The organism is Paenibacillus sp. RU5M (genome assembly GCF_900221055.1).
Taxonomy (GTDB): Bacteria; Bacillota; Bacilli; order Paenibacillales; family Paenibacillaceae; genus Paenibacillus; species Paenibacillus marchantiae.
The window spans coordinates 191,499-204,712 of record NZ_OBQM01000001.1 but is presented as its reverse complement, the minus strand read 5'-3'; the positions used below and the strand labels follow the sequence as shown (position 1 = coordinate 204,712).

Below are 13,214 nucleotides of genomic sequence, written 5' to 3'. Positions count from 1 at the left end.
TTCACTTACTCCTTAGACTCCTCACCCTTCTGCCTAATCGAAACAGGTTGACCCCGGGAGGCTGCGTTCATTAAGATGGAATAGACAAGTCTGTACATTCTGTTCAGACTTGTAGTGAAAATGAATTCCTATAAGCAAACAAGCCTGCCAGCCATTAACGGCAGACAGACTTGTTCATTGGAATTGCTTTCAACGTCTATCAATCAAGGAGCTGTACTTCATGGACTTGAATTCGCATTTAATTAAAAATCAAACACCCGCACATACAGGCATTGCCGCAGATGTTACTGAGCTGATCGGCCAGACACCTGCCGTTAAACTGAACAGACTTACAGGTAGCGATTCCGCTGACATATACGTCAAGCTGGAATATTTCAATCCGAGCGGCAGCGTCAAAGACCGCGCCGCCTATAACCTGATCGTTCAGGCTGAACGGGCAGGACTACTGCTTCCCGGCGCAACCATTATCGAACCGACCAGCGGCAATACCGGCATCGGTCTTGCGATGAATGCTGCTGCCAAAGGATATAAGGCCATTCTGATCATGCCGGACAACATGTCCAAGGAACGCATCAACATTCTGAAAGCCTATGGCGCAGATGTCGTACTTACCCCTGCTGCGGAACGGATGCCTGGTGCGATTCGCAAGGCCAAAGAACTTCAGGCCGACATTCCAGGTAGTTTCATTCCCCAGCAATTTGAAAATCAGGCGAACCCGGACATCCACCGGATCACCACGGCTCCCGAAATTATGCAGCAGATGGAAGGCAAGCTGGACGCCTTTATCGCCACGGCGGGAACAGGCGGTACGATCACCGGAACGGGAGAAGAACTGCGCAAACAGCTGCCGGACATTAGTATCTATGCGGTAGAGCCGAAAGGTTCACCTGTGCTGTCCGGCGGCGAGCCCGGACCCCACAAGCTCGTCGGTACAAGTCCGGGGTTCATTCCGGACATTCTGAATACCGACGTGTGGGATGCCATTATCCAGGTGTCCGATGAGGATGCACTGGATACGATGCGGCAGCTTGCTGCCCGGGAAGGGCTGCTACTCGGCCCTTCCTCTGGCGCTTCGGTGTGGGCCTCCCTGCGCATCGCGCGGGAACTGGGGCCGGGTCACCGAGTGCTCTGCATTGCGCCCGATACCGGGGAACGGTATTTGAGCATGGGTATTTTTTAACAAAGAAAAACTCTTACACAAGTTAAAGACTCCCCTCCAAAATGAGCGCTTGATCACAGCTGGACGTTGAATCCGTAGCGTACAAGTACTTATTCTGGAAAGGAGCCAGTTAAGATAAATATTCTAAATATAAATGTGAACTAGTGAGTCAGGGTTGTCCATTCTACACCTTCGGGAAGCAGAGCCGCAATGCGGTCTTTGGCTTCCTTTTTGCTGTATAACGATTCATCGAGAATCGCGGCGGTACCCGAATCACTGCTGGTCCGAATCAAACGTCCCAGACCTTGCTTCACGCGCAGCAACATGTATGGAAGATCGATCTCTTCATAAGGTGCCGCTGACGCTGTACGTTTTGCATTAAATACAGGGTCCTGTGGTGGATACGGGAGCGACCAGATCATGACATTGGATAATGACGGTCCTGGAACATCCAGACCTTCCCACAGATTGACGGAGCACAGCACGCTCTCCTCATCCTCCTGGAAAGCGGCAATCAGGTCACTAATCTCCCGATCTCCCTCATACATAAAGCGTAACCCTTGAGCCTCAGGTACATGAACGATGTCCTGCTTGAATGCACGCAGCTCTTCCATCGTACGGAACAGAATCAGCGCACGGCCCCCACTCTCCTGAAGCAGCGTCACGGCGTCACGCAACCGATTTTCGTTTTCCGGGCGACCAGGTACGGTTTCATCTGTAATCTTCATCTGCATTTTGTCTGCATAGTCATATGGAGAAGCCACTGAGAACGATACAAAATCATCTATCCCCAGACTGTCTGCCACATAACGGAATGAATTATCCACAGATAACGTTGCGGACGAGAAGACAATCGGAATGCCTGTATTAAATACACGCTCGTTCAGAATTTCCTTCACGGTACGCGGCATGATCGATAAGGTTGTCTCGTCTTCGCTCTCTTCAGCCCAGCAGATGTACCCATCTTCCTTACGGAACAACGCAAGTGCAGACTGAATCATGTCCAAATGTTCTTCCACTACACGCATCTGATAGCCATCCAGTGAGAACAATCCGCTCTCAAATACCAATTCTTCGCCGATCGCATCCAATACGCTGGTCAGTCGTTCAATCTCACGAAGCAACGGCGGTTCTACCCGCACTTCTTTCCGTTCCGATCCCGGAATCGCCACCGTATACGTATCCAGCAGCGCAAACAATCGCTCACTGCTCTCAATCGCTTCATCCACACGCTCCGCGAGGGATTCACGAATCTCCCCTTCAAGCAGACGGGTAACCAGTTCCTCGAAGATGCGGTGTTTCAATTTGTAGCTCAGTGCGTTCAGGGCCGCTTCTTCCAGCAAATGTCCTTCATCAAATACAACCGAGCTGTGATCAGGCAGCAATGGCAATTGTCCCTCGCGTTTGCGCGCTTCATAGGTCCACACATGCTCCATATAGTAATCATGGGAACAGATGATGATGTCCTTGGAACGGCGGTAGTGGTCACGTGATAACGTCAGACCACAGCGTTGACGTTTGGGACAAACGAAGCAATCCTGGAACGGGTCCCAGTTGATTTTATTCCACTGGCGATCATTCAGATGTGGATACTGTTTGCGGTCACCATACGGATGGAATGCCTGAAGCGTACCCGGCGTATTCACAAAATCCGGAAGGCTCTCATGCACCTCTTCGATCACCTGCGCGTCCTCGTCCGCAAATCGCACCGCACTTAATTTGTTCAGACAGACGTATTGGTCCGGTGACTTGCCCAGACGTGCGTCTACTTCCAAGTCCAGATGTGCAGCCAGCTTCGCAATATCTCCGCCCGGCTTCACGAGCTGTTCAATCAAGGACTCATCCGCACAGGCAATCACCGCCGGTTTCCCCGTATAACGTGCATAACAGACCGCATAGAGCAGATAGACTAATGTCTTTCCTGTTCCCACACCAGCCTCAGCCATAATGGTCTTTTTATCTCCATAGGCCCGTTCGAGCTGGTACGCCATAAAAATCTGTTCATCCCGTACCTCGAAGCCGGATTCAGGCAAAATATCGTAAAAAACATCGGCAACCCATTCCCCTAAACGGGATACAAAGGGCTCTGCCGGATCATATGCAAAAGGATAACGTTGTGTAGACAATCCTAGGTCAGCCTCCATTCTTAGACAAGCGGTCCAAATTTCATTTCCGTTCAAAAAAGGCCGCTGGGCAAAAGTTAATTATCCCACGCCATGAGGCGGGTGACAAGCTTTTTTTAATGAAAACGATGTATAGAACCGACTTGCAGGGAAAATATATATTCGAATCCATCAAAAGGAAAGGCGGTGCTCCATGAATCATCAGTCTTCACAACCTGAGCATTCCTCAGACAAGGCACCTGAGACATTAACGGATCGGCAAGGCCATCCCATCACGGACAATCAGAATGTTCGAACCGTTGGCAGCCGGGGACCGACTACACTGGAGAATTATCACTTTCTCGAAAAGATCACCCATTTTGACCGCGAACGCATTCCGGAACGGGTGGTCCATGCCCGCGGCGCTGGCGCTCATGGCGTATTTCAGGCGTATGGAACGGCCGGGGATGAACCGGTATCGAAGTATACACGCGCACGTCTATTTCAGGAAAAAGGCAAAGAAACGCCCGTATTTGTTCGGTTCTCTACGGTTATTCACGGTGGACATTCACCGGAGACGCTTCGGGACCCGCGCGGATTTGCTGTGAAATTCTATACCGAGGACGGCAACTGGGATCTGGTGGGCAACAATCTGAAAATCTTTTTCATTCGTGACCCGCTCAAGTTCCCGGATATGGTGCATGCCTTCAAGCCAGACCCGTTGACCAATGCACAAGATATGGAACGGTTTTTCGATTTTGTCTCGCTCAGTCCTGAAGCCACCCATATGATTACGTTTCTCTTCTCCCCTTGGGGAATTCCGGCCAACTATCGACAAATGCAGGGGTCGGGCGTCAATACATACAAATGGGTGAACCAGGAAGGCACAGGCGTGCTCATTAAATATCACTGGGAACCGCTCAATCAAGGCATACGCAACCTGCTCCAAAAAGACGCTAGCGATATTCAGGGGCAGAACTTTAACCACGCTACACTCGACCTGTATCACGCCATTGAACAAGGAGATTACCCGGAATGGGAATTGTGCGTTCAGGTTATGGAGGACGGCGAGCATCCAGAACTGGATTTTGATCCGCTGGACCCGACCAAACTGTGGCCGCCAGAGCAGTTTCCGTTTTTGCCGGTTGGGAAAATGACGCTAAACCGCAATCCCGAAGACTACTTTAATGAAGTGGAACAAGCAGCGTTTGGCACAGGTGTACTGGTGGATGGACTGGATTTCTCGGATGATAAACTGCTGCAAGGCCGCACCTTCTCCTACTCGGATACCCAGCGTCACCGGGTCGGTGCCAACTATCTGCAACTGCCAGTTAATGCACCCAAAAATCGGGTTGCCACCAATCAGAGCGGCGGGCAGATGCAATATCAGGTCGACCGTGCACCAGGTCAGAATCCACACGTCAACTATGAACCTTCCTCGTTGGGCGGCTTAAAAGAAGCAACCCCACGTGGCAAGGAGCATGAACCTCTTATTGAGGGTCATCTTGTTCGCGAGAAAATTGAGCGTACCAATGACTTCGGACAAGCCGGGGATACCTACCGTTCGTTTGAAGATTGGGAGCGAGACGAGCTGATCAGCAATCTGGTAGATGCTTTAGCCACATGCAAACCGGATATCCGCGAGCGCATGATCTCCCATTTCACACAAGCGGATGCCGATTATGGACGCCGGGTAGCGGAAGGATTATCCGCCGTCTCAACGGATGACAGTGCCACGGTCCAGCCCAAGCATGAGCCCACAGTGGAACAGGCCGCCAAGCGCAGCCATGAAGCAGATCCATATTAAGCACTGGCTGGTTTAGTTAAGGCGTATTTTAAGGTAAAGGACATGTTATATAGAAACGTATAGGTTCGTTAATTAACCCTCGGTAGCAAAGACTGCTTAAGCAGCTGCTATCGGGGGTATTTGGCGTTTCAACCTGAGCAACCTGTGAGCTGATCATGTGGGGCCCTTCTATTTTAAATATTTATAAGGTTGATTTCGGTTGATTGGAGGTATGGATCATGCCGTTTGCTGCGAAAAGGGGCTCTTTCTACGTTAATTTCAGATGATCCCCTGTTAAATGAGGGACATGAACTGAGCGCAGGATTATACGCTACTCATATGAATTTCCATTTCCGACCAGTTATACGAGGCTTATCAGTAGGTTGTGTCCATCTGATCAAATGATTATTGATGATAACGTTCACAACATTTACCATGAATCTGTGTCCTCTAGGACTTCATTTCCCAATTACTAAGGAGGTTTGCTTAATGAAATTATTCCCTATTACTTCTGCTCATGCATCATCTCAACGTTCGCTGAAATCGAAAATGACTCACATCTGCCTAAGTGCCGCGTTCCCTCTATTATTGCTCGGCGGTGGATCGGCTGGTGCGGCGGAACTGATCGATAGCGGACTGCAAAATTCTTCTGATTCTGTGGCTACCTCCAGTATCGCACTCGCTGCAGGTGATCTATATGTCGCTCCTGGCGGCTCGGCTAGCAATCCCGGAACCCTCGCGAGTCCTACGTCACTGGCTAACGCGTTGACCCAGATCGCACCGGGCAAAACGATATATCTGCGCGGCGGTACCTACAGCTTCTCGGAAACGGTTACGATTGAGCGAGGCAACAGTGGTTCATCAGGACAGCGCAAAAATCTGGTGGCGTACGGATCGGAAAAGCCTATCTTTGATTTCTCGGCCCAAACCTTCGCCTCCACCAATCGCGGGCTGCAAATGTTCGGAGACTACTGGCTCGTCAAAGGACTTGAAGTGAAGGGCGCGGGCGACAACGGTATCTTTATCGGGGGCAGTTACAACCGTCTGGAACAGATCGAAGCTCATCATAACCGGGATACTGGCATCCAACTCGGACGTTATGCTTCGACTGCGGCAAACAGCGAATGGCCTGCCTATAACGAGATTATTCGCTCCTATTCCCATGATAACTATGATCCGGATGACGGAGAAGATGCGGACGGCTTTGCCGCCAAATTGACGGTTGGCCCGGGCAACCTGTTCGACGGTTGTATCGCTGCCTATAATGTGGACGATGGCTGGGATCTGTACAGCAAAACAGATACGGGCGCCATTGGCGTCGTAACGATCCGCAACAGCATCTCCCATCACAATGGGCAGACTTCGGATGGTACATCCACCTCCAATAGTGACGGTAACGGCTTCAAGCTGGGCGGCGAGAAAATCGCGGTGAATCACATCGTGGAGAACAGCATTGCTTTTCAAAATAAAAAGCACGGCTTCACCTATAACAGCAATCCCGGTTCAATCCAGATGAAAAACAATACGTCCTGGCAAAATGGCCAAAGCAACTTTGCCTTTGATGTAGGCACACATATCTTCACCAACAACCTGTCCTTCGAAGGCGGCGCCAGCGACAAAACCAGCGGAACCGACGTCAGCAGCACCAACGTCTGGTGGAAAAACAAGAAGAGCGTGAACGACAAAGGCCTGCTCGCCAGCGCAGCCGACTTTGTCTCCCTCGTACCTTCGGTGACACGCAGCGCGGATGGAACGCCTGTCCTGGGCGACTTCCTGAAGCTTGCCACTGGCAGTGATCTGATTGGATCGGGTACGCCATCGGGTACGAATATTGGGGCGCGGTAAGTTGGTTGGTTAGTTTAGAGTAAACATGTGTGTTGAGTGCACATGTGGAGTAAAAGATGCTACAGAATAAACATAAAATCCCCTTCTCCATGCCAGCCGAATTGCTGGTATTGGTGAAGGGGATTTTTGAGTTGCTGTGTATACCCTGCTGACTTATGGATTGATAGTTACTCACGGTTTGCATAAAACCTCAATGATGAGTTTACCGCCTGTGCGAAAACCTTGCTCAAACGCTGCTTCAACAACATAGATGTGGACTGTCCGATCAGGTCTACTAATTGCTCCAAAGCATCATATTCGTTCTCGGTAAACTTTGTTTTGTAGCCTTGCATGAGGTCCAATATTTGGCGATTGATCTCTTGATATTCGACATGCTCAGGATGAATCGACTCGTCCAACCGCAGGTTCCCGTGAAATAAATCCTCGATCAGATTTGACATGTTATCCTTCATGGTAAGGTCACCTCAGGTAGATTGTAACTCAAAGAATGAGGTAGGATGGGGATTTAGCGGGAAATACGCTAGAATTGTATTTTTTTTGTGAGATTAAGTCGAAGTAAAAGTTAACTCATCTCCCTAACACCAGATGGCCAATTATCTTGGCTTATGTCAATGTGATTTTAGTAACTATGAGCGTGACGAGTTGGACACCCCAACCGCTATTTTGCTTAAAACAGTATGATTACCATCTGAACAGAATGAATTATCTTTTTATATCGGAAAGGATGAAAGAAAACCTTATCCTTCAGTTAAATAAGAATTGTTTTTTCAAATATAAACTGAGGCTAAGCAAACTACTGAATACTTAGCCTCAACTTATATTTGAAGAATAATTATGCAAATTGATTGAAATATCTCATCAATGATAGGTAAGTGTGGGTCAATAAGTAGCCATTTAATAATACTTTTTAATTTCTTGTATTAGACTATCTATATCTTTATTCTCATGCACATAGTCCATATACATTTTTTTTCCCGAATCCAAGTACATTAACCACCCTTGTAAAGATGATATGTAAACATCATCTAATGTCGAAAGTTTAGAATATTTTCCAACATATATATTTCCAGCATTCCATGATTCATGTCTTACTGGATATAATATCCCCTTGCTTATATCTTGGATAACTTTAGCATATCCATTCTCATCAATTACTAGCATGTTATTGTTACGGTCATCAGATATTCGCATAGCTTCTTCTATTTCAAATTTTGTAAATAAATGAGTTGGTTTTCCAAACTTTTTTAGAGTTATTGAAAAATATTGTTCATACTCAAGTAAATCAAACCCATTTTTAAAAAGAATATTATTAATATAATCAGTACATTGTTCAAGTAAGTGCAATGCCTCTTCTCTCTTATAAATACAGTATGCCTCTGTTAAATTTTCCTCGTTTAAACTTTTTATATAGCCATCTTTACAAAGGTACAACTTTTCCCTTGAATACAAAGGCAAATACGAGTCACTATTTGCTCTAAATGTAATATTAAAAACGATATTCTCTTCATTAGTCTTTTCACTTACCATATAATCCACAAAACACCATTTTTGGTGATTATTATTTATGAATTCCCTTGTATTTTTACCATTTTCTTTTTTAGTAGTCCTTTCAATCTTTTTCGTTATTTTGAATGGATTTTCAGTAAAAATTGAGCTATTCAAAATGTGATCTTCATCAAATCCTCTACACTTCAGGGTATTAACTGTTTGGATAATTTTGCTAATATACTCTCTAAACCTATCGTTATTACAGTCACCATGTCTACCATCATATGTAGCAGAGATCGCATTATACGGACCATTTTTTAAGACTATTAAAAATTTCCCTCTTATATATCTGCTCACAAGTTTATAGTTATCTGGAAGTGGCTTGCCGCTATCATAATCATAAACACCATACTGTGAATAATCTGCAGAAACATAACTTCCTGGATAGTCTTCCACAAGATACTCATAGGATGAGGCATAATCAAAAATAATTGGTACCAATTCGTCTAATTCAAGCAAAAAATAATTCCAAGTATTATCCTCATTAAACCCCTCATATCGTAAACAACTTGGCTTTACAACAAAACAAAATCCAATTGAATCATATAAATATATACACCCAATTTCATTAGCTTGCTCTGCCCTACTAAAATCAAGTCCGCCACCGTCAGAGAATAGGATGTGATTATATGCCGGCAGTGTACCAATTACATTTAAGACATTCACTATTTTCTCCACATTTCTCCATACAGTAGATTCTGGAGGGTTATTTCCAAATAGGTATTTATTCAAAAAATTCCAATCACTAGCTTGTGATTTCTCATAATCATTAAACACATCTGACCAAAATTCCAATTTCTTCATGAATAAATCAATACTAGGTCTATTTTCGGGACTGTTATCAGTAGATTTTTCCATCAATTCTTCTAATTCCACAAGATGGTCATTTTTAAATCGATCCATAAAACGCAGACTATGGCTTTTATCAAGGAAATCATACACTCCATCAAATCCTCGGTCATCTTCTGTAAGTAACATCCACATTGTTTTAGCTAGTGAAAAGACATCTGCTTTTTTCCCATCGGCATTTTTAGGATCACGTTTCATTTCTGGGGCAATTGTAAAGATAGCTCCTAGACCTTTATCCGACTTTGTGAAATCATTTGGATTATCTGGAAATTCAACTAATCCAAAATCTCCAAAGCAGTATCTTCCACTATAAAAATATATATTAGATGGCTTTATATCTCTGTGAGAAATTCCTTTGGAATGTAATTTATGTAGCGTTGCAGAAAGCTGAATGACTCCATCTATAATATCTTCTAAAGTTTCCTTTGAGGCTTTTATATATTCTAATATAGGTACAGCAATTGGCATAGTATACCAAAACTCTTCTTCAGAATGTTCTTCAATTGGAATGATTCCATCTATACTTTTCCAATTATTTATTATTACTCGAATTTCATCAATAAATCTACATTTCTTCTCTTCATTTTTATTATATAGATGCTTTAATGCGAATTCAGATTTGTCCAATTTTCTTATAACATGGTATACTTTGGCATTTCCACCCATCCCCAATTCCCTAATAACATCGAAACGATCTTCCCAATCTTTCTTTTGATCTCTGCGTTTTTTATTTTTAGACATAATAAACACCTCTCGTATCATCTCAAACCACTTAATGAAATATTTAATTAAGGTTATGTAGCTTATCAATTCTGTATAATCTCATATTTATACTTTCTGCAAAATAAGACTATTTCCTCTTTTCTAACCCCTCTAGTTTTAGGAACTTTGAACTATTAGTAATATAAGTTTCTTAATAGATCGACTATCTATAACAAACCGTCAACTCCACCCGATTCCCTTCCCGATCATAAACAATCTGCTTCACCAGCTTCTTCAACGCCCGATTCTTCTCTTCACTTGTCACCGCGACGCTCCACAACTCCCTAAACTCCCCTATCCGCTCATATATCTGCTCCACAGTCGGATAATTCCCTTCATCTACTACAACCTTCCGCCAATCCTTCAACTCTTCCTCCAGCTTCTGTATCTGCCTTGAACGAACAGTCTTGCGCTCTAAAAACACTTGTTTCGTTATCATGTCCTCTTCATACGATTCATTCAGCTTGTCTAGCGCCCGCTTCTGCTTCTTTCAATTCCTGCGCTTTGACCTATATTCACGAAGTTTCGTCAATCTACAGAATACAATCAAATAAACGAATAAATCGAAACTTGAAACCTATAGTCTATCTTCTTATTATACTATAATTTGGAATAATATTACAAATATTATTCTGATACGTCAAACAAAAAACTTCCGCCAAAACACCAGCAGAAGCTTCTTTAAATAATTGATTCACGCGAACATCCCATCAATTACAGGTACGTGTGTGTTACTAAAATCATCTATACCCAATATTTAAGAAGATAGGCTTGTTGTTGCGCCTAGCGACTTCAAAGTCCTCTTCCGACCATGGAAACCAGTTCACCGGGTTATGCGCGTGTTGCAGCAAATACGCGACTTATTCGTGACTAATCTATTGGGTACTTTATGAGTTGTCATGGAGTATCGCATCGTTGGGTTTGGATAAAATATTGCTTAAGCTCAGTTTAGCTAAAAAGGTGAGGTAGGACTTGAGTTGGAAGTTTTCAACTAGTAATCATTCAATATTCCATGTATCTCATGAGGGTATTCAATTTCCTGTAACAAACATTTCAGCAAATCACGATAATCCGAATAATTTGTTTCAATTATAAATGCTACTTGTTGAGATATTAAAGTAAAACTGTTCATTGACACTAGGACACCAACAAGTAATGATTGCGCCATAAGATTATGAAATTTCAATGCAATATTCATTAATATCCTTGTAACATTTATTTGTAATGCTATATTTTGTGTCTCATAGTAAATACAATCTATAAGTAAAGATACTTGGTCCCAGTCCGCTTCATTATTATTTGATATATTGGATATATTTTCTTCAGTCATCTGTACAAAAGGAATCATTAGTGCGTCATATTTGGCACACTCCACAAATACATTTATCGGAATTGATTTGAATGGTACTATAAACTTTTCAATAACCCTATCAGAATCCTCAACTTGAACTGATGCAATACACTTTAAAACAAAATTAACATCGGTGGAGAAATCTTTAAATTCATAATTTTCCAAACTGTAAAAAGGAAAATTTTCTTTTCTCATACTTTTTCTATCCATAAGATTAATGTCGTCAATAAGTTCTTTAGTTGTCTGATACCGTTTAGTACGCTCCTCCTCCATAGCCTTCATAACAATTAGCTGATATTTTACTGTCTTCCTGTATCGTTCTTCTGGTGATCTCCCACTGAATAAATAATAGAGCATTGCACCTAATGAATAAATATCAGATAAATGATCGGCACTCTTCAAACTGTTTAATTGTTCTGGAGCGGTATAACCTGCTCTTCCATAACCATAAACAAAGAGTCCTGTTGATTTCGATTGTGATCGCTTATCTTTTGCTAGCCCAAAATCAGCAACTTTTACTACTATAGTCCCGTCACTCTCTTTAAATAACAAAATATTATGAGGAGCTAAATCTCGATGACTAATTTTGCGGTCATGAAGATAAGCTATACCACTTAAAATATCTTTAAAAATACTTATTCTTATATCTTCCGATATATTGGAATTCAGTCCCAACCATTCATCTAATGAAGCATCTGCCAGAGGCATTGTGAAAAGGAATGGCTCATTCACTAGTTGTATTTTGCTAATTTCAATTATATTTCTATGAGAAGCTTTCTCTTTTAGAAACTTCACTTCTCTTTTGAATCGGAGATAATGATCGTCTCCTTCTACTTCATTATTATTAAACATACGGGATCTTTCAAAAAGAACTTTACATGCTAATTCTTTTTTTAATATAGGATCAAACACTCTATATACTTCTGCAAAGGATCCTTCACCAATCTTTTTTAAGGGAATTAATTGATAATCTCTTTCCTCTTCATTATCTAAAATCCATAATCGATTTGTTTTTTTAGTAGCATCTGGACAGAACAAAATATTATTCCCTTTTAAAATATCTTCAATCTGTTCTTCATTTGGGTTTGGAATGACTTCAGTTCCTAATGTCAAATGATTTAATACTTGTAATGCAAACAACAACATTTTACCGCCATCAGATTTAGGACTGAAGTAGTCATAATCACCAGTAAACTCATAAGCAAGCATTGGTAAATAGAAGTTACTCCTTAAAGGGAGGTAATTAAATATTTTATTAATTAATTCGAGCAAATGTTTTAAGGAGTCCGGCCTCTTTTTGTGCATAATATGAATAAATGGTGCATTTTTATAAGTCTTGATAAATAAAATGAATTGGTAGAATGAACTTTCCATCGGATAATCACTCAAAAGTGTTTGGAAAAATTTCTTCTTTTCCGTATCATAAAGCTGCTTGTCTTCACTTTTTGAAGTTAGTTCCCCCCCGTAGTACATTTTTAATAAATCATTTAGATCATATCCATTGAATAATTCTCGATATTTACTATTCCGAATTTCCTTTTCAATTTTGTCAGCGGCAATTGGGATTACCTTCTCATTTCTATAAACCGAACCAAAAAAACCGTTTAATACCCGCAATTCATCAGATGTTGGATCTTCAAGATTAACTATCGTACTTCTGGTAATTCTTCCATAACTTCTATATTTTTGACGAAAAAGCAAGAACACTCTGTTAAAGCCATCGATGTTCCGGAAAATCTCGACTAATTGCTGTAATGATGATTTCATCTATCCAGTTTCCTCCGTTATTTTTCTATAAGCTTTTAGCAAGCA

The 13,214-nt window shown here is 42.5% G+C and carries 7 protein-coding genes and 2 pseudogenes; 3 read left to right on the top strand and 6 right to left on the bottom strand.

Annotated elements, in window-relative coordinates; genetic code table 11:
• Positions 1-220: 220 nt before the first annotated feature.
• A complete protein-coding gene (cysK, locus tag CRO25_RS01030; RefSeq protein WP_218670771.1) occupies positions 221-1,180 on the top strand; it encodes a cysteine synthase A in 960 nt (319 codons plus the stop codon).
• Positions 1,181-1,320: 140 nt separating this feature from the next.
• Here cysK and CRO25_RS01025 read toward each other — a convergent pair whose 3' ends face one another.
• Positions 1,321-3,303: an ATP-dependent DNA helicase gene (locus tag CRO25_RS01025; protein ID WP_079694138.1), complete on the bottom strand. Its 1,983-nt coding sequence runs from the start codon at positions 3,301-3,303 to the stop codon at positions 1,321-1,323.
• A 172-nt stretch (positions 3,304-3,475) separates the two neighbouring features.
• Here CRO25_RS01025 and CRO25_RS01020 point away from each other — a divergent pair.
• Positions 3,476-4,975, top strand: a pseudogene (locus tag CRO25_RS01020) (catalase); the annotation flags it as partial.
• A gap of 561 nt (positions 4,976-5,536) precedes the next feature.
• Positions 5,537-6,892, top strand: coding sequence for a right-handed parallel beta-helix repeat-containing protein (locus tag CRO25_RS01015; RefSeq protein WP_240321470.1), 1,356 nt, complete (start codon positions 5,537-5,539; stop codon positions 6,890-6,892).
• Positions 6,893-7,059: 167 nt separating this feature from the next.
• Here the strand turns inward: CRO25_RS01015 and CRO25_RS01010 are convergent, their stop codons facing one another.
• The 5 genes and pseudogenes from CRO25_RS01010 to CRO25_RS00990 form a co-directional block, all read right to left on the bottom strand.
• A complete protein-coding gene (locus CRO25_RS01010; RefSeq protein WP_256863572.1) occupies positions 7,060-7,344 on the bottom strand; it encodes a DUF6809 family protein in 285 nt (94 codons plus the stop codon).
• 442 nt (positions 7,345-7,786) lie between these two features.
• Positions 7,787-10,030, bottom strand: coding sequence for a protein kinase (locus tag CRO25_RS01005; RefSeq protein ID WP_079694299.1), 2,244 nt, complete (start codon positions 10,028-10,030; stop codon positions 7,787-7,789).
• Positions 10,031-10,214: 184 nt separating this feature from the next.
• Positions 10,215-10,490, bottom strand: a complete 276-nt coding sequence (locus CRO25_RS01000) for a hypothetical protein (protein WP_079694140.1) — start codon at positions 10,488-10,490, stop codon at positions 10,215-10,217.
• A 307-nt stretch (positions 10,491-10,797) separates the two neighbouring features.
• Positions 10,798-10,952 (bottom strand): annotated as a pseudogene (locus tag CRO25_RS34230) (DUF255 domain-containing protein); the annotation flags it as partial.
• Between the two features lie 90 nt (positions 10,953-11,042).
• On the bottom strand, positions 11,043-13,169 hold the full coding sequence (locus CRO25_RS00990; RefSeq protein WP_079694141.1) for a protein kinase: 2,127 nt from the start codon (positions 13,167-13,169) through the stop codon (positions 11,043-11,045).
• Positions 13,170-13,214: the final 45 nt, after the last annotated feature.

What these genes read in the sequence shown, in the direction of transcription:
- cysK (WP_218670771.1), top strand. Translation starts at nt 221, where the DNA reads ATGGACTTGAATTCGCATTTAATTAAAAATCAAACACCCGCACATACA.
- CRO25_RS01025 (WP_079694138.1), bottom strand. Translation starts at nt 3,303, where the DNA reads ATGGAGGCTGACCTAGGATTGTCTACACAACGTTATCCTTTTGCATAT.
- CRO25_RS01015 (WP_240321470.1), top strand. Translation starts at nt 5,537, where the DNA reads ATGAAATTATTCCCTATTACTTCTGCTCATGCATCATCTCAACGTTCG.
- CRO25_RS01010 (WP_256863572.1), bottom strand. Translation starts at nt 7,344, where the DNA reads ATGAAGGATAACATGTCAAATCTGATCGAGGATTTATTTCACGGGAAC.
- CRO25_RS01005 (WP_079694299.1), bottom strand. Translation starts at nt 10,030, where the DNA reads ATGTCTAAAAATAAAAAACGCAGAGATCAAAAGAAAGATTGGGAAGAT.
- CRO25_RS01000 (WP_079694140.1), bottom strand. Translation starts at nt 10,490, where the DNA reads ATGATAACGAAACAAGTGTTTTTAGAGCGCAAGACTGTTCGTTCAAGG.
- CRO25_RS00990 (WP_079694141.1), bottom strand. Translation starts at nt 13,169, where the DNA reads ATGAAATCATCATTACAGCAATTAGTCGAGATTTTCCGGAACATCGAT.